The organism is Pseudomonas sp. TMB3-21 (assembly GCF_054898145.1).
The window spans coordinates 1,370,047-1,396,906 of record NZ_CM142718.1 but is presented as its reverse complement, the minus strand read 5'-3'; the positions used below and the strand labels follow the sequence as shown (position 1 = coordinate 1,396,906).

General features: G+C 59.0%; 20 protein-coding genes. 7 read left to right on the top strand and 13 right to left on the bottom strand.

Annotated features, from left to right (window positions below):
- Window positions 1-325: 325 nt before the first annotated feature.
- The gene (locus tag ACYZTS_RS06435; protein ID WP_028621045.1) at window positions 326-1,108 is read left to right on the top strand and encodes a MetQ/NlpA family ABC transporter substrate-binding protein; all 783 of its coding nucleotides are present in this window, start codon (window positions 326-328) and stop codon (window positions 1,106-1,108) included.
- A gap of 385 nt (window positions 1,109-1,493) precedes the next feature.
- Here the strand turns inward: ACYZTS_RS06435 and ACYZTS_RS06430 are convergent, their stop codons facing one another.
- Window positions 1,494-2,654 (bottom strand): AAA family ATPase, encoded by a 1,161-nt coding sequence (locus ACYZTS_RS06430; RefSeq protein ID WP_028621044.1) that lies wholly within the window; start codon window positions 2,652-2,654, stop codon window positions 1,494-1,496.
- Between the two features lie 135 nt (window positions 2,655-2,789).
- On the opposite strand from ACYZTS_RS06430, the gene ACYZTS_RS06425 reads away from it, so the two are divergent.
- Genes ACYZTS_RS06425 through ACYZTS_RS06415 form a run of 3 tightly spaced genes read left to right on the top strand, consistent with a single transcriptional unit; the run spans window position 2,790 to window position 8,007 of the window.
- Window positions 2,790-3,893, top strand: coding sequence for an efflux RND transporter periplasmic adaptor subunit (locus ACYZTS_RS06425; protein WP_461994822.1), 1,104 nt, complete (start codon window positions 2,790-2,792; stop codon window positions 3,891-3,893).
- Window positions 3,890-4,957, top strand: a complete 1,068-nt coding sequence (locus ACYZTS_RS06420) for an efflux RND transporter periplasmic adaptor subunit (RefSeq protein ID WP_461994820.1) — start codon at window positions 3,890-3,892, stop codon at window positions 4,955-4,957. Before ACYZTS_RS06425 ends, ACYZTS_RS06420 begins: the two co-directional genes overlap by 4 nt.
- Entirely contained in the window at window positions 4,954-8,007 is a 3,054-nt protein-coding gene (locus ACYZTS_RS06415) for an efflux RND transporter permease subunit (protein ID WP_461994818.1), read from the top strand. Before ACYZTS_RS06420 ends, ACYZTS_RS06415 begins: the two co-directional genes overlap by 4 nt.
- A 139-nt stretch (window positions 8,008-8,146) precedes the next feature.
- On the opposite strand, the gene ACYZTS_RS06410 is transcribed toward ACYZTS_RS06415, so the two are convergent.
- On the bottom strand, window positions 8,147-8,782 hold the full coding sequence (locus ACYZTS_RS06410; protein WP_461994816.1) for a class I SAM-dependent methyltransferase: 636 nt from the start codon (window positions 8,780-8,782) through the stop codon (window positions 8,147-8,149).
- Between the two features lie 248 nt (window positions 8,783-9,030).
- On the opposite strand from ACYZTS_RS06410, the gene ACYZTS_RS06405 reads away from it, so the two are divergent.
- A complete protein-coding gene (locus ACYZTS_RS06405; protein ID WP_461994814.1) occupies window positions 9,031-11,835 on the top strand; it encodes an RHS repeat domain-containing protein in 2,805 nt (934 codons plus the stop codon).
- Window positions 11,836-11,947: 112 nt separating this feature from the next.
- Here the strand turns inward: ACYZTS_RS06405 and ACYZTS_RS06400 are convergent, their stop codons facing one another.
- The 11 genes from ACYZTS_RS06400 to ACYZTS_RS06350 all read right to left on the bottom strand — a co-directional run bounded on the left by ACYZTS_RS06400 (window position 11,948) and on the right by ACYZTS_RS06350 (window position 23,337).
- Entirely contained in the window at window positions 11,948-12,592 is a 645-nt protein-coding gene (locus ACYZTS_RS06400; RefSeq protein ID WP_461994812.1) for a methionine ABC transporter permease, read from the bottom strand.
- On the bottom strand, window positions 12,582-13,703 hold the full coding sequence (locus ACYZTS_RS06395; protein WP_461994810.1) for a methionine ABC transporter ATP-binding protein: 1,122 nt from the start codon (window positions 13,701-13,703) through the stop codon (window positions 12,582-12,584). The genes ACYZTS_RS06400 and ACYZTS_RS06395 overlap by 11 nt, the downstream gene beginning before the upstream one ends.
- A 2-nt stretch (window positions 13,704-13,705) precedes the next feature.
- Complete coding sequence (locus ACYZTS_RS06390) at window positions 13,706-14,515, bottom strand: MetQ/NlpA family ABC transporter substrate-binding protein (RefSeq protein ID WP_461994808.1); 810 nt, start codon at window positions 14,513-14,515, stop codon at window positions 13,706-13,708.
- Window positions 14,516-14,632: 117 nt separating this feature from the next.
- Window positions 14,633-15,991, bottom strand: coding sequence for an LLM class flavin-dependent oxidoreductase (locus ACYZTS_RS06385; RefSeq protein ID WP_461994806.1), 1,359 nt, complete (start codon window positions 15,989-15,991; stop codon window positions 14,633-14,635).
- Complete coding sequence (locus ACYZTS_RS06380; protein ID WP_461994804.1) at window positions 15,991-17,184, bottom strand: SfnB family sulfur acquisition oxidoreductase; 1,194 nt, start codon at window positions 17,182-17,184, stop codon at window positions 15,991-15,993. Before ACYZTS_RS06380 ends, ACYZTS_RS06385 begins: the two co-directional genes overlap by 1 nt.
- Before the next feature lie 37 nt (window positions 17,185-17,221).
- Window positions 17,222-18,463, bottom strand: coding sequence for an SfnB family sulfur acquisition oxidoreductase (locus ACYZTS_RS06375; RefSeq protein ID WP_461994802.1), 1,242 nt, complete (start codon window positions 18,461-18,463; stop codon window positions 17,222-17,224).
- Between the two features lie 306 nt (window positions 18,464-18,769).
- Complete coding sequence (locus tag ACYZTS_RS06370) at window positions 18,770-19,534, bottom strand: hypothetical protein (protein WP_028621031.1); 765 nt, start codon at window positions 19,532-19,534, stop codon at window positions 18,770-18,772.
- Window positions 19,535-20,010: 476 nt separating this feature from the next.
- Complete coding sequence (gene tcyN / locus ACYZTS_RS06365; protein WP_028621030.1) at window positions 20,011-20,766, bottom strand: L-cystine ABC transporter ATP-binding protein TcyN; 756 nt, start codon at window positions 20,764-20,766, stop codon at window positions 20,011-20,013.
- Window positions 20,767-20,770: 4 nt separating this feature from the next.
- On the bottom strand, window positions 20,771-21,436 hold the full coding sequence (tcyL, locus tag ACYZTS_RS06360; RefSeq protein ID WP_028621029.1) for a cystine ABC transporter permease: 666 nt from the start codon (window positions 21,434-21,436) through the stop codon (window positions 20,771-20,773).
- Complete coding sequence (gene tcyJ, locus ACYZTS_RS06355) at window positions 21,436-22,230, bottom strand: cystine ABC transporter substrate-binding protein (protein WP_028621028.1); 795 nt, start codon at window positions 22,228-22,230, stop codon at window positions 21,436-21,438. Before tcyJ ends, tcyL begins: the two co-directional genes overlap by 1 nt.
- 114 nt (window positions 22,231-22,344) lie before the next feature.
- Window positions 22,345-23,337: a D-cysteine desulfhydrase gene (locus ACYZTS_RS06350; RefSeq protein WP_461994798.1), complete on the bottom strand. Its 993-nt coding sequence runs from the start codon at window positions 23,335-23,337 to the stop codon at window positions 22,345-22,347.
- Between the two features lie 190 nt (window positions 23,338-23,527).
- Here ACYZTS_RS06350 and epsC point away from each other — a divergent pair, with 190 nt between their 5' ends.
- A complete protein-coding gene (gene epsC / locus ACYZTS_RS06345; protein WP_461994796.1) occupies window positions 23,528-24,454 on the top strand; it encodes a serine O-acetyltransferase EpsC in 927 nt (308 codons plus the stop codon).
- 439 nt (window positions 24,455-24,893) lie between these two features.
- Window positions 24,894-26,849, top strand: coding sequence for a choline transporter BetT (gene betT, locus ACYZTS_RS06340; protein ID WP_461996360.1), 1,956 nt, complete (start codon window positions 24,894-24,896; stop codon window positions 26,847-26,849).
- The last annotated feature ends 11 nt before the right edge of the window (window positions 26,850-26,860 follow it).

The following is a 26,860-nucleotide window of genomic DNA, read 5'->3' as shown; positions in this document are numbered from 1 at the left end:
AAGCGCTCGTAACCTGGACGCTGCGCTTTTGCACAGAACTCAAATGTCCTTTTTGCGACTGCTGCGCAGTCGAACGCAGCCTTCGGCAGCTGCTACGACGGAGTCTCTCGCTGTTTGAGCAGAATGGAAACGCAGTCTTCGGCAACTGCTACAACACTAGCGCTCGCTGTACGAACGAAATGGAATATGGAAGTGAATAAAAGATATTGTTCCGGAATAAAAAATCCCGGTATTGTCCGCGTCACGCCAGCGATAGCACTTCACTGGCACTCGTACTAAACAAGCCGTCGTCGATGACGACCGTGATATTCGATAAGGACACTGCATGAAAAAGGTTCTGTTGTTCACCGCATTGGCGGCTGCCCTGACTGCGGGTCTGGCTAATGCTGGCGAAAAACTGGTGGTTGCGGCGACTCCGGTTCCGCACGCCGAGATTCTCGAACTGATCAAACCAGCCCTCGCCAAAGAAGGCGTGGACCTGGAAATCAAAGTGTTCACCGATTACGTTCAGCCGAACGTGCAGGTTGATCAGAAGCGTCTGGACGCCAACTACTTCCAGACTCTGCCGTACCTGAAAAGCTTCAACGAAGGCAAAGGCACCAATCTGGTGACCGTGATCGGCGTTCACGTAGAACCCTTCGGCGGCTACTCGAAAAAGGTCAAGTCCCTGGCTGAGCTGAAAGACGGCGCGACCATTGCCATCCCGAACGAAGGCAGCAACAGTGGCCGTGCGTTGATCCTGCTGCAGAAGGCTGGCCTGATCGAATTGAAAGATCCGAAAAACGCCCTGGCCACGCCAAAAGACATCGCCAAGAACCCGCGTAACTTCAAGTTCAAGGAACTGGAATCCGCCATGCTCCCGCGTGTTCTGGATCAAGTCGACCTGGACATGATCAACACCAACTACGCGCTGGAAGCGGGCCTGAACCCGGCTAAAGACGCGCTGATCATCGAAGGCGCCGACTCGCCTTACGTGAACTTCCTGGTGGCGCGTCCGGACAACAAGGACAGCGCTGCGATTCAGAAACTGGCCAAAGCCTTGACCAGCCCTGAAGTGAAAGCTTTCATCGAGAAGAAGTACAGCGGCGCGGTATTGCCGGCGTTCTGATTGGCGAAGTAACGCTCCAAAAAAACGCCGACGGCTAGCAATAGCGTCGGCGTTTTTATTGTGTGCATCCAAAGCAAAAGATCGCAGCCTTCGGCAGCTCCTACACAGGGTGTACGGAGCTGCCGAGGGTGTGATTCTTTTCTTGAAAGGTTCAGGCCATCCTGCCCTTCAACGCTCTGCGCAACGCTATCAACCACTTCACGATATCCTGCGGGTCCAACCGCTGAGGCACTTTTACATCAGCCATTTTCTCTTCCTTGCGAGGATTTGACCGGGTAAGTCTGGGCAAAAACGGCGCGTCCTAGGAGGGGTTGTACGAAAAAAGGAGTCTTCCTACAACGAAAGGGAAAATAGTCGTCGTCCTTCGACTTGGTGACGCACCCCCTCAGTCCGGCCAATACCACGCGGGCTCGTCCAGCAGCCGTTGGCCAACCAGTCCGGTCTGGCCGAGGGTTTTTTCCAGCACGATGCAATTGCATTCCGGGTCTTCCTGCAAAGCAGAGATCAAACGTCGTGCATGCGATACCACCCACACCTGACATTGCTCGGACGCGCGAATGATCAACCGCGCCAAGGCCGGTAACAGGTCAGGGTGCAGGCTGGTTTCCGGCTCGTTCAGCACCATCAACGACGGTGGGCGAGGCGTCAGCAATGCTGCGACCAACAGCAAATAACGCAACGTGCCGTCCGACAGTTCGGCTGCCGACAAGGGCCGCAGCAAACCCTCCTGATGAAATTCGATGGCGAATCGTCCGCCCTGCAAGGTGGCGATGTTCAGTCTTGCCCCGGGGAAGGCATCGCTGATCGCCAGTTGCAAGGCTTCGGGATCACCGATTTCGCGGATGGTTTGCAGCGCGGCAGCCAGGTCTCGTCCGTCGTGATGCAGCACCGGAGTGCGCGTGCCCAGTTGCGGTTGCCGCACCGGTGCATCGGCGTCGCTGCGAAAGTGATCGTAAAACCGCCAGCGACGAATGAACTCGCGCAGTTGCATGACTTCCGGTGATGTCTGGAAGCTGCCGACCTGATCGAACAGGCTGTCGAAAATCGGTGTGTGTTGCGCCAGCACTTCCCAGCTGCGGCCTTCACGTGCACGGATCATTGGGCCATTGCGCTCGACCAGCAGACTGGCGGGGCGGTAAAACGGGCCGCTCCAGATGCATTCCTTTTTTATTTCCGGGTCCAGCGAAAAGGCCGAATGGCTGGGCTCTGGCAATCCAAGGGCGATTGCGTAGCTGAAATCCTCACCCGCAAACCCCAGTCGCAGACGTTTGACGCCGTGGCGAACGGTGGCCTCGATCGGTACTTCACCATTACGCATGCGCCGGGTGATGTTTTCCGGCCCGGCCCAAAACGTTGAATCCAGCCCGCCTTCACGGGCCAGCGCATTCACCACACCGCCCTGAGCGGTTTCCGCCAGCAGGCGCAGCGCGCGATAGAGATTGGATTTGCCGCTGCCATTGGGGCCGGTTATCAGATTCAATCGGCCCAGCGGAATCACCAATTTGTTGATCGAGCGGTAATTGGCTACCGCGAGCGTTTTGAGCATGAGAAGCTTCCTTGTAAATGGGTCGTCAGGCTCGTTCTCACAGAGTGCTAAGCAAACCTGTGCGCCTGTTGAACCCTGTTCTAAGCTCACAGTCGTATCGTCACTGGCACGTCCGTACAACGCAAAGGAGTTTGCATGGCTGGTCCCCGATTGAAAACAGTGGTTGGCCTGAGCCTGCTGACGTTGCTTACCGCGTGTGGTGATAAACCGCAGGTCGAAAAGGACCGTCCGCGGGTGTTCGTGCAAGCCGTCAAATCCACCGATTATGCCGCTTCAGTGACACTCACCGGCGATGTCCAGGCGCGGGTCCAGACTGAACTGTCGTTTCGCGTAGGCGGCAAAATCATTCAGCGAATGGTCGATGTGGGCGATCGCGTGACGGCCAAACAGGTGCTGGCAAAACTCGATCCCAAGGACCTGCAGACCAACGTCAACTCTGCGCAAGCACAAGTCGCCGCCGAACAGGCGCGGGTCAAGCAAACCGCTGCAGCTTTTGTACGCCAGGAAAAACTCTTGCCCAAGGGCTACACCAGCAAAAGCGAATACGACTCCGCTCAGGCCGCGTTGCGCAGCAGCCAAAGTGCGCTGGCGGCGGCTCAGGCGCAGCTGGCCAACGCGCGCGATCAGTTGAGCTACACCGCGCTGATCGCCGACGCGCCAGGCGTGATCACGGCGCGTCAGGCTGAAGTCGGCCAGGTGGTGCAGGCCACGATGCCGATTTTCAGCCTGGCCCGGGACGGTGAGCGCGACGCCGTGTTCAACATCTATGAATCGCTGTTGAGCGAAGCCCCTTCCGACAAGACGGTGGAGGTCAGCCTGCTGGACAACCCAGCGATCAAAACCACCGGCACCGTTCGGGAAATTACCCCGGCGGTGTCAGCGCAGACCGGCACCGTGCAAGTCAAAGTCACCCTTGATCATTTGCCACAAGGCATGCAACTCGGTTCGGTGGTCAGCGCCACCGCCAAGACACCGGGCAAATCGGCGGTTGAGCTGCCATGGTCGGCGCTGACCAAAAATCTCAGCGATCCGGCCGTGTGGCTGGTGGATGCCGAAGGCAAGGCGCAGTTGCATACAGTCACTGTCGGCCGTTATCTGACCGGCCACGTGGTCATCAGCGAGGGCCTCAAGGGCGGCGAGAAAGTTGTGATCGCCGGCGGCCAGTTGCTGCACCCGGGCGTGAAAGTGGAAATAGCCGAAAACACCTATAAAGATCTTGTCGAAGGAGACCAGCCGTGAAGCGTCTGTGGTTGGTGGTCGCTGGCCTGATGCTCGCGGCCTGCTCGAAAGAGGAAGCGCCGCCGGAGCCGGTGCGCCCGGTATTGTCGATCAAGGTCGAGGCCTTGAACGAAGAAACCCTTGGCCGTTTCGCCGGAAGCATCCAGGCGCGTTATGAAAGCAACCTGGGCTTTCGTGTGCCAGGGCGCATCGCCAGTCGCAACGTCGACGTGGGTGCCGAAGTCGAGAAGGGCGCCTTGCTCGCGACCCTCGATCCCACTGATCAGCAGAACCAGTTACGTTCGGCCCAGGGCGATCTCGCCCGCATCCAGGCACAGCTCATCAACGCCCAGGCCAACGCCCGCCGCCAGCAGGAATTGTTCAATCGCGGTGTTGGCGCACAGGCGCAACTGGACATCGCCCAGACTGATCTGAAAACCACTCAGGCCTCCCTCGATCAGGCGAAAGCAGCCGTCGACCAGGCCAAAGACCAGCTTGGTTACGTCGAATTGCGCACCGATCAGAAATCCATCGTCACCGCGTGGAATGCTGAAGCCGGGCAAGTGGTGACGGCCGGCCAGCAGGTCGTGACCCTGGCACAACCGGACATCAAGGAAGCCGTGATCGACCTGCCTGACACCCTGGTTGAGCAGTTGCCCACGGACGTGGTGTTTCAGGTCGCCGCGCAACTCGACCCGAGCATCACCACTACGGCCATCGTTCGCGAAATCGAACCCCAGGCACAAAGCGCCACCCGCACCCGGCGCGCGCGCCTGACGCTGACCGACACGCCGCCCGGCTTTCGTCTGGGCACAGCGATCAGCGTGACCCTCAGCTCGACGATCAAACCGCGTATCGAATTACCGATCAGCGTGCTGCAGGAAGTCGACGGCAAGACGCGCATCTGGGTCGTCGATCCGCAAACGCAAACCGTTTCCCCACGGGACGTCAGCCTGGTCAGCCGCACTGACAGCAGCGTCGTGTTGACCAACAGCGTGAAAACCGGCGAGCGCGTTGTCAGTGCTGGCGTGAACAGCCTCAAACCTGGCCAGAAAGTGAAAATCGACGAGGAAAGCCCGCAATGAAAGGGAGCTTCAATTTATCCGAGTGGGCCCTCAAGCATCAGTCGTTTGTCTGGTATCTGATGTTCGTTGCGCTGCTGATGGGCGTGTTCTCGTACATGAACCTCGGCCGCGAGGAAGACCCGTCGTTCACCATCAAAACCATGGTGATCCAGACCCGCTGGCCCGGTGCGACTCAGGAAGAAACCCTCAAGCAGGTGACTGACCGCATCGAGAAAAAACTCGAGGAGCTCGACTCCCTCGATTACGTCAAAAGCTACACCCGCCCCGGCGAATCGACGGTGTTCGTGTACCTGCGCGACACCACCAGCGCCGAGGACATCCCGGACATCTGGTATCAGGTGCGCAAGAAGATCAACGACATTCGCGGTGACTTCCCGCAAGGCCTGCAAGGGCCGGGGTTCAACGACGAATTCGGTGATGTGTTCGGCTCGGTCTACGCCTTCACCGCCGACGGTTTGTCGATGCGTCAGTTGCGCGATTACGTCGAGCAGGTGCGCGCCGAGATCCGCGAAGTGCCGGGGCTCGGCAAGGTCGAAATGGTCGGCGAACAGGACGAAGTCCTCTACCTGAATTTCTCCACGCGCAAACTGGCCGCACTGGGTATCGATCAGGGCCAGGTGGTGCAGAGCCTGCAATCGCAAAACGCCGTGACCCCGGCGGGCGTGATCGAGGCCGGCCCGGAGCGAATTTCCGTGCGCACCACCGGCCAGTTCAAATCCGAGAAAGACCTGGCCAACGTCAACCTGCGGCTCAACGACCGCTTCTATCGCCTTGCTGACGTCGCTGAAATCAGTCGCGGTTACGTCGACCCGTCAACCCCGGAATTCCGCTTCAATGGCCAGCCCGGCATAGGCCTGGCGATCGCGATGAAGAAGGGCGGCAACATTCAGGAATTCGGCAAGGCGCTGCACCTGCGCATGGATGAACTGACCGCCGACTTGCCGGTGGGCGTCGGTGTGCACAAGGTGTCGGACCAGGCAGAAGTGGTAGAAGAAGCCGTTGGCGGTTTCACCAGCGCATTGTTCGAAGCGGTGGTGATTGTGCTGATCGTCAGCTTTATCAGCCTCGGCGTGCGGGCCGGGCTGGTGGTGGCGTGTTCGATCCCGCTGGTGCTGGCGATGGTGTTTGTGTTCATGGAATACAGCGGCATCACCATGCAGCGGATTTCCCTCGGCGCGCTGATCATCGCCCTCGGCCTGCTGGTGGACGACGCGATGATCACGGTCGAGATGATGGTCACGCGCCTGGAAATGGGCGAGACCAAGGAACAGGCGGCGACGTTTGCCTACACCTCGACCGCGTTCCCGATGCTCACCGGCACGCTGGTGACGGTGGCCGGTTTCGTGCCGATTGGTCTCAACGCCAGCTCGGCGGGCGAGTACACCTTCACGCTGTTCGCGGTGATTGCCGTGGCGATGCTGGTGTCGTGGGTTGTCGCGGTGCTGTTCGCGCCCGTGATCGGCGTGCACATCCTCAGCGCCAAGGTTAAGCCGCACAACGAAGAGCCTGGCCGCATCGGCCGCGCCTTCAACGGCGGCATGCTCTGGGCGATGCGTAATCGCTGGTGGGCGATCGGCATCACCATCGCGCTGTTCGCCGCCTCGGTGTTTTCCATGCAGTTTGTGCAGAACCAGTTCTTCCCGTCCTCGGACCGCCCGGAAATTCTGGTCGACCTGAATCTGCCGCAGAACGCCTCGATCGCCGAAACCCGCAAGGCTGTCGACAAGCTGGAAGAATCGCTCAAGGGTGACCCGGACATCGTGCGCTGGAGCACCTACATCGGCGAAGGGGCAATCCGTTTCTACCTGCCGCTCGACCAGCAATTGCAGAACCCGTACTACGCGCAACTGGTCATCGTCAGCAAAGGCCTGGAATCGCGAGCGGCCCTGAGCGCGCGCCTGAACGAACGTTTGCGCAGAGAGTTCGTCGGCATCGGCAGCTACGTGCAAGCGCTGGAAATGGGCCCGCCGGTTGGGCGGCCGATCCAATATCGGGTCAGCGGCAAAGACATCGATCAGGTGCGCAAACACGCGATCGAGCTGGCCACTGAACTGGACAAGAACTCGCACATCGGCGAGATCATCTACGACTGGAACGAGCCCGGTAAAGTCCTGCGCATCGACATTGCACAAGACCGGGCGCGGCAATTGGGGTTGTCGTCGGAAGACGTGGCCAACCTGATGAACAGCATCGTGGTGGGGGCGCCGGTGACTCAGGTCAACGACGATATCTACTTGATCAACGTGGTCGGGCGGGCGGTCGACGCAGAGCGCGGCACGCCGGAAACCTTGCAGAACCTGCAGATCGTCACGCCGGGCGGCACGTCGATTCCGCTGCTCGCCTTCGCCACGGTGCGCTATGAACTCGAGCAGCCACTGGTGTGGCGCCGCGACCGCAAGCCGACCATCACCATCAAGGCGGCAGTGCGCGACGAGATTCAGCCGACCGATCTGGTCAAGCAACTGAAGCCTGCCATCGACAAGTTCGCCGAAGGTTTGCCAGTCGGTTACAAGGTCGCTACCGGCGGGACGGTCGAGGAAAGCGGCAAGGCCCAAGGGCCGATCGCCAAGGTCGTGCCGTTGATGCTATTCCTGATGGCGACCTTCCTGATGATCCAGTTGCACAGCGTGCAGAAGATGTTCCTGGTGGCCAGCGTCGCGCCGCTTGGCTTGATCGGCGTGGTGTTGGCGCTGATCCCGACGGGCACGCCGATGGGCTTCGTGGCCATCCTGGGGATTCTCGCACTGATCGGCATCATCATCCGCAACTCGGTGATTCTGGTGACGCAGATCGATGCCTATGAGAAAGACGGCTACGCGCCGTGGGACGCCGTGCTGCAGGCCACCGAACATCGCCGTCGACCGATCCTGCTGACAGCGGCCGCCGCGAGCCTGGGGATGATTCCGATCGCCCGGGAAGTGTTCTGGGGGCCGATGGCCTACGCGATGATTGGCGGGATCATTATTGCGACGTTGCTGACGCTGTTGTTTTTGCCGGCGCTGTACGTGGCTTGGTACAAGATTCGCGAGCCGAAGAAAGACGCTGCTTAAGCAAGGCGAGCGTTGCGCGCTCATCGCGGGCAAGCCACGCTCCCACAGATTTTGAGTCGACCTCGGAGTTTGAGAACGACGTAAAAACCTGTGGGAGCGTGGCTTGCCCCCGAAGGCGTCAGCTCAAGCGACATAAATCTCAAGGCTTCACACCTTTACGCCAGACACTCGCCAACCAAGGCTGCTGCTCCCGCGGCAGCCCGGCCGGCCGAAAGTAATGCTCCAGCTCGACGAAACCTGCTTCCGTCAACAATGCCTGCCATGCCTGCAGGTCGTGATACGAGCCGTAGCGCGGCCCATTCCAGCCTTCCTGATTGTCGCCACGGGGGTTGGAACTGAACAACACGCCATCGGGTTTGAGGCTTTCGAGCAATTGCTTCAACACCCGCGGCAGCTCCTGACGCGGGATGTGAAACAGCACCGCATTGGCAAAAATCCCGTCGAAGCGTTCGGCAGGTAAATCCAGCTTCAGAAAGTCTTGCTGCCACACCTCGCAACCGCTGTCATCGCGCGCCATCTGCGCAAACTTCTCCGAGCCATCCAGCCCGACTGCGTGATGCCCCATGCGCGTGAACGTTTGCAAATCACGACCAGGGCCACAGCCGAAGTCGAGAATGTCGAACGGTGCCGCACCGTGGATATGCCGCAACAGCGCATCAATGTTCTGACTGACGTCGTGATCGCGCGTCCCTTGGCGAAACCCCTCGGCCACCGAGTTGTAATGGCCGAGGGTGGTGGCGGTGATCTGCTGGAGGTCGTCGGGGGTCTGTTTCATCGGGGCGGCTGCGCAGGCAATTGGGATTTGCAGAATATACGCTCTCAAGACCTACGCTGCTGCGCAGCCAATCGCGAGCAGGCTCGCTCCCACAGTTGATCTCCAGCGCACACCAGATTTGTGTGCGCGACGATCCTCTGTGGGAGCGAGCCCGCTCGCGAAGGCGAGCTGACAGCCACCGACCTGTTACTTCTTACAGTATCGGTCCTGCTCGAAACGGCTCAGTCTTGCTTGACCCTTGAAGGACCGTGGATACCGTGAACGCCCACTCTCACACCCCGACCTTGACGGCCATGGACCCGCGTTCGCTGGCGATCCTCAGCGTGGCCTACTGTCGGCGTCCGGATAACGCCGTCATTGAGTCTCGCATTACCCGGCAGATTTTCGACGCTCAGGGGCGGATGGCTGAAACCTGGGACCCGCGATTGTGGGGAACAGCGCCCAAGCCGAATCTGAGCACCGTCCACGGCTTGAGCGGACAACCATTGTTGACGGACAGCGTCGATGCCGGTTGGCAGTTGAGCCTGCTGGATCAGGCCGGCTCGCTGTGTTCATTCCGGGATGCGCGGGGCAGTCAGCGTCACATCGATTATGACGATCAACGCCGTCCGATCAAGGTCGCGGAGCAGGCGGCCGGCGAACCGTCGCGTGTGCTGGAGCGCTTGGCCTACGGTGGCTCCGATCCAGCGTTCACGCTGCACAATCAGTGCGGACGGCTGATCCGTCATGACAATCCGGCCAGCACGCAATTAGTCGTCGACTACGGGCTGACCGGTTCGGTGTTGATTGAAAACTGCTGCTTTCTCATCGACCTCGAAATACCCGACTGGCCGTTACAGTTAGAAGACAGAGACAGGTTGCTGGAAGAGCAGTCATTCGTGACCTGCTACGCGTTCAATCCCTCTGGCGAACTCCAGCGTCTGACCGATGCCATGGGTAATGAGCGGACCTTCGGCTACGACGCGGCGGGCAATTTGCGTGAGAACTGGCTATTACTGGACGGGGCGGGAAACCCTCAACGGCTGATCAGCGACATCCACTACAACGCCCATGATCAGATCGAAAGCGAAACCGCCGGCAATGGCGTGGTAACACGTGCCAACTACAGCGCCGATGACGGTCGGTTGATCAGGCTGATCGCGCAAATCGGCGATGAACAACCACTGCAGGATCTGCACTACCGCTACGACCCGGTAGGCAACATCGTCGAGTTGGAAGACCAGTCCCAACCCGTTTCCCATTTCAACAATCAGCGCATCGACCCGATCAACCGCTACCGCTATGACAGCCTCTATCAACTGATCGAAGCCAGCGGCTGGGAGGTGAGCCAACCCAGCCACGGGCCTGCGCTACCGGACTTGCTGCCCACCCCGCTGGACCCGGCTCAGCGGCGCAACTACACCCAACGTTTCGATTACGACCCGGCAGGAAACCTGATCACCCGTCATCACAGCGCAGCGCCGGGTTTCTCCATGTTCACCTCCGCCCGCAGTAACCGCAGCCTGGCGCAGCGGGAGGACGGTTCCCTGCCGGGCGAGGCGCAAATCGATTCCGGCTTCGATGCCTGCGGCAATCAACGGGAGCTGCAACGCGGACAAACCATGATCTGGGACGGCCGCAATCAGTTAAGCCGGGTGACCTTGGTCAAGCGAGCAAACGAGCCCGACGATTACGAGTGCTACACCTACGACCGCCCCGGTCATCGCCTGCGCAAAGTGCATGTCAGCCAGGCCAACAATCAAACCCTGCGTATGGAAGTGCGTTATCTGCCCTGTCTGGAAATCCATCGGCAGGCCGCCGGCGAAGCGCGCCATGTGATCAGCGTCGACGCGGGACGCTGTAGCATTCGAGCTCTGCATTGGCCAGATGGCGCGCACACCGATCAACTGCGTTACAGCGTTAGCGATCATCTCGGGTCCAGCACACTGGAACTGGATCACGAAGCAGGCGTGCTGACGCGAGAACATTACTATGCCTTCGGCGGCACGGCCTGTTGGGCGGGGAAAAGTGCATTGGCCGCGAAGTACAAAACACATCGTTATTCGGGCAAGGAGCGGGATGCGACGGGGCTTCATTACTATGGATATCGCTATTACGCGCCGTGGCTACAGTTATGGTTAAGCCCCGACCCGGCCGGACTTGTGAACGGTCTCAACCTTTTTACCTTTGTCTCCAATAGTCCTGTTAATCGAAAGGATGTGGATGGGCACTGGTATGAAGGGGAGAATGATGGGTTTGAGAGCAACATTCCGGTTGGGGCTGTGATAGTCGCTCGTGGGTTAACACAACTCCAAACAGAGCAGAGAGCCATTGTCAAAGCAGAGTTGTTAGAAGCTGAGCGCTTTTTTTCTGGCGCACAGGAAGCCCTTAAGAGCAATTTTGCGGAAAGCGAAACAATTATGCAGCAGTACTTTGGTCCTGCTTATAGGGATGTTGTCGGCAAGGTTTTCGACGCTTGGACGCGAGGGCAGAAAATGGCAAAAGAGTATCAGGGGGCTTGGGGGGACGGTAAGTTTTTAGCTTACAGGGGAAACCCAAAATATCAGGCTCACATCTCCACGGAGGATTTTTATGGTCGGGTGGCTCTTAATACTCATCATATAAAAGCCGGTTCCCTGAGCATGATATTGGGTCATGAAATTTTGCATTTAAACAGAGTGAACAGGTTTTCAAATATAGGGGCTGGTGCGTTAGATCATTTTTATTTGAGTCCCATTGCGTCGCGGCTTTCTCCACCGCGAACACAATTTGATATTCCTGAGCAGGGTGTGTCTGAAATCATTATGCAAGGCGGGATGGTTGTCGAATATATGAATGACTTTACGCTGGATCACGAAAGCTTTATTAGCGCTGTCGGAGAACATTTTGGTCGCGTAAATTCGGGTATCGATGTTGATACCGCCGTTTATTTTTTTAACAGGAGTCCAGATCTGAGGGCCAAAATGGCCTCTGAAAATGCTGACAGCTTGGTATTTGCGGCACATAGCATGAACCAGTTGTATCAGGCCAGGCTTGCAGATAGCCAATTGTTTAGCGGTCTCCTGAGCAGTTAAGACTTACCGCGCGCGAGTTGGCTATGTGCTGCATAATCAGATCTTGAAAGGGCAGGCACACTCTGTCTCTAAAGTGTTATTACCGTTCGTGTATGCTCAGGCACTCGGTGGACTAGCGCTTATTCAACCCCCGAGCCAACCGATCCCCACCCAACTGAATCACCGCCACCAATACCACCAGCAACACAATTACCGTCAACATGATTTGACTATCAAACCGCTGATACCCGTACCGATAAGCAATATCCCCAAGCCCGCCGGCACCAATCGCGCCGGCCATGGCCGAGGAGTTGATCATGGTCACCAGGGTGATCGTGAACCCCCCGACAATCCCCGGCAGCGCCTCAGGCAGCAGCACATGCCAAACGATATGCCAACGCCGGCAACCCATCGCCTGCGCCGCTTCTATCAACCCATGATCCACTTCGCGCAAACTGACTTCGGCGATCCGCGCAAAAAACGGCGTGGCGGCGATGGTCAGTGGCACGACCGCTGCCCAGACGCCGTAGGTGGTGCCGACGATCAGCCGGGTGAACGGAATCAATGCCACCATCAAAATCAGAAACGGAATCGAGCGGAACAGGTTCACGAACGCGCCCAATGCGCGGTTCAGCGCGGGTGCTTGGTAGATGCCGCCTTTGCCGCTGGTGACCAGGATCACCGCCAGTGGAATGCCCGCCAGCAGCGCGATCAACGACGACACGCCGACCATCAAAAAGGTATCGATGAACCCCTGCAACAAGCGATCAAACCACATAACCGAGCACCTCTACCTGTTGCGCCCATTGACTCGCACGCTGCCGCAAGGCTTCAGTTGCGAGCGATGAACCCGTCACCGCCAACAACAACTGCCCGAGCGCATGCCCCTGAATCCTTTCCACGCCACCGTGCAGCAAACGCACACGCCCGCCGAGCGCCGCGAACAGTGCGGCCAGGTCCGGCTCGTCGGTCGCACTGCCGGTGAAGCGCAGCCGCAGCACGACTCCCGCATCGGGCGACGGCGGTTGCGCCTGAAGGCGGCTCTGCAGATCCTCCGGCAAGGCGTGTTGCAGCGGCGCCAGCAAGGTTTTACTGACCTCGTGCTGCGGGTTGCCGAACACTTGCCACACCGGCCCTTGCTCAACGATGCGCCCTTGTTCCAGCACCACCACGCGGTCACAGATATCGCGGATCACCGCCATTTCGTGGGTGATCAAAACGATGGTCAGACCAAGGCGCTGATTGATCTCGCGCAGCAGTCCGAGGATCGATTGCGTGGTCTCAGGATCGAGTGCGGAGGTGGCTTCGTCACACAGCAGAATCTGCGGGTCGTGCACCAGCGCCCGGGCAATGCCGACGCGCTGTTTCTGGCCACCGGACAGCTGCGCCGGGTAGGCCTCATGTTTTGATTCCAGACCGACCAGTTCCAATAACTCGCGTACTTTCCTTTCACGTTTTTCTTTCGCTACTCCGGCTACTTTCAAGGGCAGCTCAACGTTCTGCCACACGGTCTTGGCCGACATCAGATTGAAGTGCTGGAAGATCATGCCGATGCGCCGACGCAGCTTCACCAGACTGTTTTCATCGAACTCACCGATGTCTATTTGATCGATCAGTACGCGGCCGCTGCTCGGTTGTTCGAGACGGTTGATGGTGCGAATCAGCGAAGATTTGCCCGCGCCACTGCGGCCGATGATGCCGAACACTTCCCCGCGCTGTATCGCCAGGTCAATGCCCTGTAACGCCGCCACGGGGCCTTGTTGACCGTTGTAGGTTTTGCCCAGACCAATGAAGCGCACGTGGGCTCGGTTCAGCTCCGGGTGCAGTTCTGTCTGTCGCGCGTGTTGAGGCTCTGGAGTCTCCAGTCGCCGTTGGATAGCAGCCGTCATGCTCAGCTTTCCCAACCAGCTTGATACAGCTTGCCGTGCGCTTTATCGAGGGCGGCGCGAACGGACGGGGAGTGCTGATAGATGTCGACGAATTTGATCAGTCGCGGGTCTGTCTTGCTCTTCGGCTGGATCACGAACTGAATCACGTATTCCTTGTGATCGAGGCCGTCGAACAGCAGCGCCGAGCCGGCATCGAAGGTCTTCGACAGGCGAATGTAGGCCGGGTAGCCCTGAACCAGATCGGCGTCGTCATAGGCGCGCACCAGTTGCACGGCTTCGACTTGAAGGATTTTGATGTTCTTCGGGTTGGCGATGATGTCTTCTTCGGTGGCCTTGTAACCGACACCCGGTTTGAGCGTGATCAGGCCGGCCTTGGCCAGCAGTTGCAAGCCACGACCGCTGTTGATCGGGTCGTTGGCGATGGCGACGCTGGCGCCGTCGGGTAACTCGTCGAAGCTTTGGTACTTTTTCGAGTAGAGGCCGACGTTGTTGATGATGCCTGGCGCAAAGGGCACCAGGTCAAACCTGGCGGCGGTCTTGGCGTTCTCCAGAAATGGAATGTGCTGAAAATAATTCACGTCGATGTCGCCGGACGCGAGGCTGACGTTGGGTGCGATCCAGTCGCTGAACTCGACGAGTTCGACCTTGAGGCCTTGTTTGTCGGCTTCTTCGACGGCCGCTTCCAGCGGGATGGCGAAGGCTGCAGTGGTGCCGACCTTGAGCGGCGCGTCGGCGGCGAAGGTGATGGAACTGAAGAGGCCGAAGGCCAAGGCCAGTGCTTTGACTGGGTGAGAGAGGCGGGTCTTTTTCATGGGGTATTTTCCAGTCAGTGCGTAAGAGTTTGGGTGTTTGCACGGGCCTCATCGCTGGCAAGCCAGCTCCTACAGGGATCGCGTTGCCCCTGTAGGAGCCGGCTTGCTGGCGATGTTTCAGCGGCGGAACGCAGCGCCCGTATGTCGCTCAGGCAAATACGCTTCGCCGTGAAACAGCTTTTCCCGCAGGCTGCCGGTGTCGTAAGCGGTCTTGTACGAACCACGGCGCTGCAACTCCGGAATTACCAGCTCAATGAAATCCACATAGCTTTCCGGCGTGACGATCCGCGTCAGGTTGAAGCCATCCAGCCCGGTCTCGGCGATCCACGATTCCAGCTCATCGGCCACCTGCCCGGGCGAGCCGACCACGGTGATGTAGCGGCCACCGAGGGCGTGTTGCTCGAGTAATTTGCGGCGGGTCCAATCGTTGTTCTGCAGGTGTCTGGTGGCCGACTGAATCGCGTTGCTCTTCACGTACTGGATCGGCTCGTCGATGGCGTATTGGGAAAAATCGATCCCGGTGGACGCTGAGAAATGCGCCACGCCGGCCTCGGCACTGGCGTAGCTGAGGTATTCGGCGTGCTTCTGCCAGGCGAGCTCTTCAGTGGCGCCGACGATCACGTTCAATCCCATGAAGACTTTGATGTCCTCAGGATTTCGCCCGGCCGCAATGGCGCTGGCGCGCACCTTGTCCACCTGCACCTTGGTCGATGGTTTGTTCTGAGCGCTGATGAACACGCACTCGGCATGCCGCCCGGCGAACTGCAAACCGCGGTCGGAGCTGCCGGCCTGAAACAGCACCGGCGTGCGTTGTGGCGACGGTTCACAGAGGTGATACCCCTCGACCTGATAGAACTCGCCCTTGTGCTCGACCTTGTGCACCTTGTCTGGCTGGGCGTAAATCCGCTGCTTCGGATCGTTGAGCACCGCGTCATTTTCCCAACTGCCTTCCCAGAGTTTGTAGAGCACCTCAAGGTACTCATCGGCCTGGTCGTAACGCCGGTCGTGTTCGACCTGCTTACTCAGGCCCATGGCTTTGGCGGCGCTGTCGAGGTAACCGGTGACGATGTTCCAGCCGACCCGGCCACGGCTCAGGTGATCGAGCGTCGACATGCGCCGGGCGAACAGGTACGGCGGTTCGTAGGTCAGGTTGGCGGTAAGACCGAAACCAAGATGTCTGGTGACGGCAGCCATCGCTGACACCAGCAACAGCGGATCATTGACCGGCAGCTGGATCGACTCTTTCAACGGCACATCAACCGAGTTCTGGTAAACGTCGTACACCCCGACGATGTCGGCGATGAATAGCCCATCGAACAGACCACGCTCAAGCAGTTGCGCCAGTTCGGTCCAGTATTCGAGGGTGTTGTAGTGGGTCGACGTGTCGCGTGGATGCGTCCATAAACCGTGATTGATATGGCCGATGCAATTCATGTTGAACGCATTGAGCAGGATCTTCTTTTTCGCATCAGCCATCAGATCGTCCCCCGCAGCGGCGGGTTTTCATCGTTGAGGTAGTAGTTGCCGACGGCGTGATATTTCCAGCGCACCGGGTCGTGCAGGGTGTGCACCCGGGCGTTGCGCCAATGCCGGTCCAGGCCATGCTCGGCCAGTGTTGCCTGACTGCCCGCCAGCTCGAACAAAGTGCTGCCGGCCGCGAGGGAAATCTCGGTACTGATGGCGCGCGCTTCGGCGACGGCAATGGACGCCGCCGCGACTGTCTCGGCGTTGGTGTGCGCCTGAGCCTTGTCGAGGAATTCGCCGGCGCGTTCCAGCAGTGCTTCAGCCGCATGCAGGCGAATGCTCAGGTGGCCGAAACTCTTCAGGGTCAGTGGATCATCGGTGGCTTTTTCATGCGTGGCGTCGATCCACGGCCGGGTTTTGCTGCGCACGAAGTGCAAAGCATCTTCGTACGCGGCGCGGGCGATGCCGGTGTCGATGGCCGCGTGAAGAATCTGCGCCAAGGGCCCGACAGGCGTCGGCCGTTCGAAAGCGCTCTGGAACGGGATGACGTCTTCGGCAGCGACGTACACGTCTTCAAACACCACCGAGCCGCTGCCGGTGGTGCGCTGGCCGAAACCACTCCAGTCATCGATGACGGTCAACCCTTTGCTGTCACGGGGCACGAAGGCCAGTTGCTGCACGCCGTGTTCATCCACCACTGAAGTTGGGATACGTTGCGCATAGATCGCGCCCGTGGCGTAAAACTTGCGGCCGCTAATGCGATATCCATCGCCGTCGCGGGTCAGGCGGGTGATGCGGTCATGGGCGGTTTTGGTGCCGAGTTCGGCCAGCGCATTGCCGAAGCGCCGGCCGGCCAATACTTCGGCATAAAGACGTTTTTGCTGCTCGGCGCTGCCGTTAACGCGCAGCACTTCCAACGCATAAAAATGATTCTGCGGGATCTGCCCGAGCGACCCATCCGCTTGGGCGATCAGCGCGATCACCTTGGCCAGCGTGACGTTGGAAACGCTGGCACCGCCGTACGCTTTTGGCACGCTGATACCCCACAGGCCCGAACGGGAAAACACTTCCAGTTCCGAATGTGGCAAACGCCGCTCGCGGTCACGCAGAGCGCTGTCGCGTTTGAAGTCATCGGCCAGATCGCTGGCAACAATCAAGGCTTGCTCGTCGCTGGTAATGACCGCGACGTGGTGAGAATGCGTCATGTATTTCTCCAGAGCTCTGGTAAAAATTGTCGGGTCATCAGATCCATGAGTGGCGGCGGGGCAACGTGCCGTTCAGGTGGTAGTTGCCGACGGCGTGATATTTCCACCGCACCGGATCGTGCAGGGTGTGCACGCGTGCGTTGCGCCAGTGACGATCGAGGTTGAATTCGGCGAGGGTGGCGCGACTGCCGGCCAGTTCGAAAAGCTTCTCGCTGGCCAGCAATGAGATCTCGGTGGTCAGCACTTTGGCTTCCGCCACGGCAATCGAAGCGCGTGCGGCGGACTCGGCAGTGATCGGTGCAGCATTGACCTGATCAAGCACGCCCCCGGCCTTGCGCAGCAGCGCTTCGGCGGCGTGCAATTCGATTTTGAGTTTGCCGATGTCGGCGATGACATACAGGTCGTCACTGGCGCGCTCGACCTTGGCGTCGATCCACGGCCGTGCGCGGGTTTTCACGAACTCGATAGCGTCATCGATGGCGCCCCGGGCGATGCCGGCGTCAATTGCTGCCTGGATCAGCTGCGACACGGCGCCCTGAATATTGGGCGTGTCGTTGATCTTCCAGTTGTCCACGACCAGCTCGGCCTCGACACGCACGTTGTGCAGCAAAAGGGTGCCGCTGGCGGTGGTCCGCTGGCCGAAACCGGACCAGTCATCAACGATGCGCAGCCCCGGCGTCCCGCGACGGACGAAGGCGAGCACCTGTCTACCCTCGTCATTCAGCGCCTTGACCGCGACCCAATGAGCGAACAGTGCGCCAGTCGAATAAAATTTCTGCCCGCTGAGGATAAATCCATCGGCGTCTGCAGTGATTCTTGCTGTCAGTTCCAGAGTGTTTTTGGTGCCCCGTTCCGGGCCTGCGTTGCCGATGCGCCAGCCTTCCAGCACGCTGTTGAACAGCTGTTTTTTTTGCGCGTCAGTGGCGCAACTCAAGACCAGATTGAGAATGCCGAACTGATTCTGCGGGATCTGCCCCAGCGCCGGATCGGCTGCCGAAATGATCGCGAACACGTCGGCGATGGTGACGAAGGAAACCTGCGGGCCACCGTACTTACGCGGTATGGCAATACTGCCCAGACCGCTGCGGGTGAACTGTTCGATTTCTGACCACGGTAACTTGCGCTGACGGTCGCGTTTGGCCGCTTGCACGCGGGCGGCTTGCGCCAGCTCATGGGCGGCCTTTATGGCCTGGGCATCGTTGCGCAGGATTTGCGCGGGCAACAACAACGGAGCGACATCCAGATCACTCTGAATGATTGCATCTGCCAGACTGGACATCAGCGCCGCTCCTTGGCTGCACGCAATGCCCTGGCGATCTGCACTGGGGTGATTGTGTTCCGGACCATACCTACCTCACATCTCATGGGCGCCGCGGGTGGCGGCGACGTATAAACAAGAATGTCCGGTGGTCCGGTTCATATACCCTAAACGCGTATAAAAAATTAATACACTAACTTTTAGGAATATAGATAGAAGATGGCGATCCACCTCCGTCGGAGCAAAGCTAGCTCGCGAAGAACGATTACACGGAATGGCTGGACTGACGCCATCGCGAGCAAGCTTTGCTCCTACGGTTGTTGAGATTCAGCGTTTGCGTGGCTCTGCGGCCATCAACAGTTCTTTCGAACGGACTTGCAGATACGGATTCACGCAACCAATCTTCAACGTCCGTGCCGGCGCCCAGCGAGAGTTGTTGCCCACCCGGTCGAGGATGCAATAGGTCACGTCGAGCCGCGGATCTTCGCCGGCCTCGATGATGATCGCGGGGGGTACCCAGACCTGGATCGGCTGGCCGACATCACTGGCGGTGAGCTTGGGCAAGTCCATGCGCACGTCGCCCCAGCGCAAGGTGACCTCGTCGTCGACGGCCATGTTCAGATAGGGCGCGATGGTCAAGGGAACGCCGCGCTTGATCTGGCTGGGATTGACGCCTTTGCGGCGGATGGCCTCGGGGATGTGCACCGGCTCCAGACGCTGGTTTTCATCCGTGTACAACGCCAGGGTCTGACCACCCGGGCAGTCGAGCTTGACCTGCACCTGCGTGGTTGGCGACTGCGCCGGCCCCTGACCAACCTGCATCAGCCGGTAGTGAATCCGTGAAGCGCCGTTCGCGATAAAGCTTTCCGGTATGCGCAGAGCGACGGCGTTGCCGACGTCATCCGCCTCCAGCACTTTCGAAGCTACGTAGCAGTCATCCCAGAACAATTCGATCAGGTCGCCTGCGTCCATGCCAGCGTAAGGCGGCACATCGATCAGCAGAAATGCCGCCGAGGTGATGTTGATACCGCTTTTGTGCGATTGCGCCACGATCGGTGCCGCAAGTTCAGTTGTGTTCGAATTGTTTTTCATGGGTCTTTCCTTGAAGTCTAGCGGCGAAGTCCGTTTCTGAGATCAATTAGAAAACTGCAACATAACGAACGGTTTTGTAGTGCTGTGAATAACGGCTGTGTGCAGCGAAGGATGTCTGAAGTTTGACTAGATAAGAGATCGGCTTAATAGTTGTCAATAGTTGAAATTAGTTATGCGCGATATCTTGCGTTATTCAGAAAGTTCCTACGCTTCACGGTTAATCTGCGCCATCGTTCAGTCGAACATGCCCGCAAAACCGGGCCTTTGCGCGCTTGATTCGCGATGATCCCTTCACACCGGGAGTGATGGATTTGTCTGATTTTAGGCGAGCGAAAATGTCGCAGGACATATATATGTACCGCTCGAAGCTACAAAATCAGGTTATTGTGTTTGAGTTAAATGTATTGGAGAGATGGGGTGTAGAGGATAAAAAGAAAGAAGCTTCCATCCATGGAAGTTGACGTCCGGGAATTAACTCAGTGATGGGCGTTGTTAAGAAACTTGCTGAGGAATTGCTGCGTCCGTTGTTCTTTTGGATTGGCAAACAGTTCCTTCGCCTCACCCTGTTCAACGATCACGCCCTTGTCGAAAAACACCACGCGATTGGCGACGTCACGGGCAAAACCCATTTCGTGGGTGACGATGACCATGGTGCGTCGTTCCTCAGCCAGGCTGCGAATAGTCGCCAGTACCTCGCCCACCAGCTCCGGATCAAGCGCTGAGGTCGGCTCATCGAACAGGATCACTTCCGGTTCCATCGCCAGCGCACGGGCAATCGCCACGCGCTGCTGCTGACCACCTGACAGTCGACGCGGGTAGGCGTCTTCCTTGCCCGCCAGGCCAACCCGGGCCAAGAGCTTTTTGCCAAGGGCGATCGCTTCGGCCTGGGCCATTTTTTTCACCACGATCGGTCCTTCGATGACGTTTTCCAGCGCGGTGCGGTGAGGGAACAGGTTGAAGTTCTGGAAGACGAAACCCACGTGCTGGCGCAAGCGTCGCACCAGGGTTTGCTGCTGGTTCAGCGGGCGGCTGCCATCGATCTCGATGTCGCCGACCTTGATCCGGCCGCTGGTGGGTTCTTCAAGAAAATTCAGGCAGCGCAGGAACGTGGTCTTCCCCGAACCGCTGGGCCCGATGATGGCGACGACCTCGCCTTCCTTCACTTGCAGATCGATGCCGTTGAGCACGACTTGACCCTTGAACTGCTTTGTCAGTTTTTCCACGACAATCATTGGGTCAGGACTCCTGATCGTGCCGATTGACCCGCTCTTCCAGCTTGTTCTGCAGGTGCGAAAGCACCGTGGCCAGAATCCAGTAGATCAGCGCGGCGGCAAGGTACATGGTGAAAATTTCGAAGGTCCGAGCGGTGATTAGTTGCGCCTGGCGGAACAGTTCCGGAACCTGGATGGTGGCGGCCAGCGCCGTGTCCTTGACCAGCGAAATGAAGCTGTTGCCCAACGGCGGCAGGGCCGTGCGCATCGCTTGCGGCAGGATCGCCCGGCGCAAGGTTTGTGCTCGGGTCATGCCGATGCTCGCTGCTGCTTCCCACTGGCCGCGCTCGATGGAGCTGATCGCGGCACGCAGGATTTCGCAGGCATAAGCCGCCATGTTCAGCGAGAAGCCAATCAGGGCCGCCGGCAATGGATCAAGTTCGACGCCCAGTTGCGGCAAGCCGTAATAGATCACGAACAGTTGCACCAGCAACGGCGTGCCGCGGAAAAACGACACGTAGATGCGCGCAATCCAGCTCACCAGTTTGAAGCGCGACAGGCGCATCAATGCCAGGCCGAAGCCCATCAACAGCCCGAAGAACATACCGCCCAGGCTGAGGACCACCGTGTAATACGCACCCTTCAAAAGGAAGGGCGCGGAATCCAGTATGAGTTGGAAAGCCTCTTCCATTATTGAGTGACGTCAGCGCTGAAGTATTTTTCCGAAAGCTTCTTCAACGTCCCGTCGGCACGCAGCTTGTCGATCGCCTTGTTCACTTCTGCGAGCAGCTCAGGCTCGCCTTTGCGCAGGGTGACACCGGCTTCCTGACGAGAGAACGCTTCGCCGGCAGCAGTGGTGTCCTTCGCCTTTCTGGCGTATTCCAGCGCGGCGAGACGATCAATCAGGATGGCGTCGATACGGCCAACACGCAGGTCCTGGAACTTGGTCGGATCATCTTCATAGGTGCGGATGTCAGCGGTCGGCACGTTGGCTTTGAGCCACTGCTCGTAGTTGGTGCCGAGGCCGACGCCGACTTTTTTGCCACCCAGGTCTGCGGCGGTCTTGATGCTGTCTTTATTCTTGGTCAGAACCAGTGTCTGGATTCCGGAGACTGTGTAAGGCTCGGAGAAGTCATACTTCTTCTTGCGCTCTTCGGAGATGGTCACCTGGTTGATCACCGCGTCCAGGCGTTTGGATTCCAGCGCCGGAAGGATGCCGTCCCATTTGGTCGGTTGAAGTTTGACCTTCACGCCCAGCTCTTTGGCCAGCGCCTCGGAGAACTCGACCTCGAAGCCGGACAGTTTGCCGTCGGCATCGACGAAACTGAACGGTGGGTAGGTGCCTTCCAGGCCGACGTTGATCACGCCCGCGTCCTTGATTTTCTGCAGTTGCTCACCGGCAACCGCTTGCCCAAGCAGGCCTGCGCTGAGTGCCAGACCCAGCGAACCCACCAGCAGATTTCGACGTAGTGCGGAAAAATTCATGACAAGCCCCTGTGTTTTCTTATGAAGACGCTTTTAGGAAAGTTGGCAAAACGGGATTCGGACGACTGCGATATCCTGCCCTAAAAGCAGCGTATGCGTCTCGCTGCAAATCGCCTACAGGAAGTCTTTATACGCAAACAACGCCGGCGCCCCACCGGTATGCAGGAAGATGATCGGGCCTTCATCGAAACGCCCACGTCCAATCCCGTCGAGCAAACCGGCCATGGCCTTACCGGTGTAGACCGGGTCCAGCAGCAAGCCTTCCTGAGACGCCATCAATTTCACCGCCGCCAGCGTACCGGCATTCGGCTCGCCATAACGCGGGCCGAAATATTCGTCCCATAATTCGATCTTGAAACTCGCTGGCAGACTCAGGCCCAGCAACTCGGCTGTGCGCTCGGCCAAGCCCTGCACCTTTGGCCGCTGATCCTCGTCGCTGCGCGATACCGTCACGCCAATGACCGGCAGATCCGGCAGCACTTCGCTCAGGGCCAGCGCCAATCCACTGTGGGTGCCGGCGCTGCCCGAGGCCAGCACCAGGGCAGCGAAGGTCAGGCCGGTGTCCTTGATCTGCTCGGCCAGCTCCAGCCCTGCGCGCACATAACCCAGCGCGCCGAGCGCGTTAGAGCCACCGATGGGAACGAGATAGGGCTTCTTGCCGCTGTTGCGCAAGCGTGCCGCCAGCGCCTCCAGTTGCTCGTCGGCGTTATCAAGGTTTTCCACCAGTTCGACTTTCGCATCAAACAAGTCCAGCAGGAGCCGATTACCGTTGCCGAGATAGTTGGCATCGTCGGTGCCTAACGGATTTTCCAGCAACGCGACGCAGGCGAGACCCAGGCGTGCCGCCAGAGCGGCAGTCTGGCGCACGTGATTGGATTGCAGCGCGCCGGCGGTAATCAGTGTATCCGCGCCCTGGGCCAGTGCATCGGCGCCGAGGTATTCAAGCTTGCGCAGCTTGTTGCCGCCCAGCGCCAGTGGCGTCAGATCATCGCGTTTGACGTACACATCGCGGCCCAGCCATGTAGACAGACGTTCGAGTTTTTCCAGCGGAGTCGGATGGGCGAGCAGATCGAGGCGGTCAAATCGGGCGAGCTGTTGTTTGATCATGGTTCCGTACTGGCGGAGGAGGATGACAGGACTATAAGCACGGCTTTCTACCCGGGCAACCGCCGATGCGTATATAGCGCAAAGTGCTGAGCACAGCACAATCAGTTCTTAATTCGAGTTGATGGCCTTGCCGTAAAGTATCGCCGTCAGCGCGGCCCGGCAGTCCGGTCGCCCCAGAGGAGTTTCAACCGTGAGCGAGCGTTCCAGCCATTGGCAATTGCAGACCATCGTCAGCCAGCTGCGCACCGCGCGCGACCAATGGCGTGCGCAAAATGGCCGTGTCAGCGGCGAGCAGGGTGGCCGTGAGTTGCCGTCCCGTGCGGCGATGGCGGAGATTCTCGAAGCGTTGTGCGGCGCATTGTTCCCGATGCGCCTGGGGCCGGTGGACCTGCGTGAGGAAAGCGAAGACTTCTACGTTGGCCATACGCTGGACGTTGCGCTCAATGCCTTGCTCGCTCAGGCGCGTCTCGAACTGCGTTACGCCGCCCGCCACAGTCTCGCGGCCGACACCGAAGTTGAAGCGCGCACCATCCAGATCATTCAGGATTTCGCGCTTGCCTTGCCCGGCCTGCGCAGCTTGCTGGATACCGACGTGCTGGCGGCCTATCACGGCGATCCGGCGGCCCGCAGCGTGGATGAAGTATTGCTGTGCTATCCGGGAATTCTGGCGGTGATTCACCATCGCCTCGCCCATCATTTGTACCGTGCCGGGCTGCCATTACTGGCGCGGATCAGTGCGGAGATCGCGCATTCGGCGACCGGCATCGACATTCATCCCGGTGCGCAGATCGGCCGCAGTTTCTTCATTGATCACGGCACGGGCGTGGTCATCGGCGAAACGGCGATCATCGGCGAGCGCGTGCGCATTTATCAGGCCGTGACACTCGGCGCCAAACGCTTCCCGGCGGACGAAGACGGGCAGTTGCAGAAAGGCCATGCGCGCCATCCGATTGTGGAGGATGACGTGGTGATTTATGCCGGTGCGACGATTCTGGGGCGAATCACGATTGGCCAAGGCTCGACCATCGGCGGCAACGTCTGGCTGACCCGCAGCGTGCCGGCGGGGTGCAATCTGACCCAGGCCAATTTGCAGCATGATGACGGGACGCAGAAGTAAGGCCCGGAATATTTAGTGTTCTCGCTGACGCCATCGTCGGAGTGCCGCCCAGAGCAGCCACGCTCCCACACTGGTTCTGTGTCGAGCCGGAGATTTTTGAACGCTACAAATCCTGTGGGAGCGTGGCTTGCCCGCGATGGTTTCAAGCAGGATTGAAATACTGGCATTCAGCTGAATTCCCTCTGAACGAATCCCGCAAATCGCCCCTCATACCCTTCCTTGAACTAGCGTAGGAAAGATACCGCCGAGCCCTGCGATTAGTCCTTAGCACCCTATTATGTTTAACTTGAACGCTCAATCAAGTTAAACCACTGGTTTGCTGCCCGTTCATAACAGGAGGCTTGCCCTTGCCGAGTCCGTTACCGATTGCCCTGTTTCACCCTATCGAGGTGCCCGTTTCATGAGTACTTCGTCTCTTCCTCCTAGCGGTCAGGTCCGCATGAACCCGCCGGTGTTCTACTTCGCGGCGACGTTCATTCTGCTGTTTGGCATCGTCGTCATTGCCATGCCTGAGCAGGCCGGCGCCTGGCTGCTTGAAGCGCAAAACTGGGCGGCCAACACGGTCGGCTGGTATTACATGCTCGCGATGACGCTGTATCTGGTCTTCGTGGTGGTCACCGCCTTGTCCGGCTACGGCAAGATCAAGCTCGGTGCCGACCACGACGAGCCCGAATTCAGTTACCTGTCCTGGGCCGGCATGCTGTTCGCCGCCGGGATCAGCATCACGCTGTTCTTCTTTTGCGTGTCCGAACCGCTGACCCACCTCTCGCAACCGCCCCAAGGTGAGGCCGGTACTGCCGATGCAGCGCGTCAGGCGATGCAGATTCTGTTTCTGCACTGGGGCCTGCATGGCTGGGGTGTATTCGCTTTCGTCGGCATGGCGCTGGCCTACTTCGCCTACCGCCACAATCTGCCGCTGGCCTTGCGCTCGGCCCTGTACCCGCTGATCGGCAAGCGCATCAACGGCCCGATTGGTTATGCGGTGGACGGCTTCGGCATCATCGCCACGGTGTTCGGCCTCGGCGCGGACATGGGTTTTGGCGTGTTGCACCTCAATTCCGGTCTGGATTACCTGTTCGGCATCGCTCACACCCAGTGGATTCAGGTCGGCCTGATCACGTTGATGATGGGCGCGGCGATCATTGTCGCGGTGTCCGGCGTCGATAAAGGCGTACGGGTGATGTCCGACATCAACATGCTGCTGGCCTGTGCGCTGCTGCTGTTCGTGTTGTTCGCCGGCCCGACGCAGCACCTGCTCAACACCTTGATCCAGAACATCGGCGACTACCTCGGCGCATTGCCGATGAAGAGTTTCGACCTCTACGCCTACGACAAACCAAGCGACTGGCTGGGCGGCTGGACGGTGTTTTATTGGGCCTGGTGGATTGCCTGGTCGCCGTTCGTGGGCCTGTTCATTGCACGGATTTCCCGTGGCCGTACCATCCGTGAATTCGTTTTCGGCGTGCTGTTGATTCCGCTCGGTTTCACCCTGGCGTGGATGTCGATTTTCGGCAACAGCGCGATCGATCAAGTGCTCAATCACGGCATGAGCGAGTTAGGCATGTCGGCCATCGAAAACCCGTCGATGACCCTCTACCTGCTGCTGGAAACCTACCCGTGGAGCAAAACCGTGATCGCGGTCACGGTGTTCATCAGCTTCGTGTTCTTCGTCACCTCGGCAGACTCCGGCACCGTGGTGCTGTCGACCCTGTCTGCGAAAGGCGGTAACCCGGACGAGGACGGGCCGAAATGGCTGCGCGTGTTCTGGGGCGCGATGACCGCGCTGGTGACCAGTGCCCTGCTGTTCTCCGGCAGTATCGATGCGCTGAAATCAGCGGTAGTGCTGACGTCCTTGCCGTTCTCGATGATTCTGCTGTTGATGATGTGGGGGCTGCACAAGGCGTTCTATCTGGAATCGCAGAAGCAGATCGCACAGATGCATTCGCTGGCGCCGGTCTCCGGTTCGCGGCGCGGTGGCTGGCGTCAGCGCTTGAGTCAGGCTGTGCACTTCCCGTCTCGCGACGAGGTGTACCGCTTCCTTGAGACGACGGTGCGCCCGGCGATCGAAGAGGTGACGGCGGTGTTCGTCGAGAAGGGTCTGAACGTGGTCACGCAGCCTGACCCGGCGAATGACAGCGTCAGCCTGGAAATCGGCCATGGCGAGCAGCATCCGTTCATCTATCAGGTGCAGATGCGTGGCTACTTCACGCCGTCTTTCGCCCGCGGTGGCATGGGTTCCAAACAGCTCAATAACCGCCGTTACTACCGTGCGGAAGTGCATTTGAGCGAGGGCAGTCAGGACTACGATCTGGTGGGTTACACCAAGGAACAGATCATCAACGACATTCTCGACCAGTACGAACGGCACATGCAGTTTCTGCATCTGGTGCGCTAGTCGCGGGTCCG

Excerpts from the sequence above, each read along its gene's own strand:
- ACYZTS_RS06415 (WP_461994818.1), top strand. The coding sequence starts at position 4,954 with ATGAAAGGGAGCTTCAATTTATCCGAGTGGGCCCTCAAGCATCAGTCG.
- ACYZTS_RS06375 (WP_461994802.1), bottom strand. The coding sequence starts at position 18,463 with ATGTCCAGTCTGGCAGATGCAATCATTCAGAGTGATCTGGATGTCGCT.
- ACYZTS_RS06370 (WP_028621031.1), bottom strand. The coding sequence starts at position 19,534 with ATGAAAAACAATTCGAACACAACTGAACTTGCGGCACCGATCGTGGCG.
- tcyJ (WP_028621028.1), bottom strand. The coding sequence starts at position 22,230 with ATGAATTTTTCCGCACTACGTCGAAATCTGCTGGTGGGTTCGCTGGGT.
- ACYZTS_RS06350 (WP_461994798.1), bottom strand. The coding sequence starts at position 23,337 with ATGATCAAACAACAGCTCGCCCGATTTGACCGCCTCGATCTGCTCGCC.
- ACYZTS_RS06430 (WP_028621044.1), bottom strand. The coding sequence starts at position 2,654 with ATGCTCAAAACGCTCGCGGTAGCCAATTACCGCTCGATCAACAAATTG.
- ACYZTS_RS06380 (WP_461994804.1), bottom strand. The coding sequence starts at position 17,184 with ATGACGCATTCTCACCACGTCGCGGTCATTACCAGCGACGAGCAAGCC.
- betT (WP_461996360.1), top strand. The coding sequence starts at position 24,894 with ATGAACCCGCCGGTGTTCTACTTCGCGGCGACGTTCATTCTGCTGTTT.
- tcyN (WP_028621030.1), bottom strand. The coding sequence starts at position 20,766 with ATGATTGTCGTGGAAAAACTGACAAAGCAGTTCAAGGGTCAAGTCGTG.
- ACYZTS_RS06435 (WP_028621045.1), top strand. The coding sequence starts at position 326 with ATGAAAAAGGTTCTGTTGTTCACCGCATTGGCGGCTGCCCTGACTGCG.
- tcyL (WP_028621029.1), bottom strand. The coding sequence starts at position 21,436 with ATGGAAGAGGCTTTCCAACTCATACTGGATTCCGCGCCCTTCCTTTTG.
- ACYZTS_RS06410 (WP_461994816.1), bottom strand. The coding sequence starts at position 8,782 with ATGAAACAGACCCCCGACGACCTCCAGCAGATCACCGCCACCACCCTC.
- ACYZTS_RS06425 (WP_461994822.1), top strand. The coding sequence starts at position 2,790 with ATGGCTGGTCCCCGATTGAAAACAGTGGTTGGCCTGAGCCTGCTGACG.
- ACYZTS_RS06400 (WP_461994812.1), bottom strand. The coding sequence starts at position 12,592 with ATGTGGTTTGATCGCTTGTTGCAGGGGTTCATCGATACCTTTTTGATG.
- ACYZTS_RS06390 (WP_461994808.1), bottom strand. The coding sequence starts at position 14,515 with ATGAAAAAGACCCGCCTCTCTCACCCAGTCAAAGCACTGGCCTTGGCC.
- ACYZTS_RS06395 (WP_461994810.1), bottom strand. The coding sequence starts at position 13,703 with ATGACGGCTGCTATCCAACGGCGACTGGAGACTCCAGAGCCTCAACAC.
- ACYZTS_RS06385 (WP_461994806.1), bottom strand. The coding sequence starts at position 15,991 with ATGGCTGATGCGAAAAAGAAGATCCTGCTCAATGCGTTCAACATGAAT.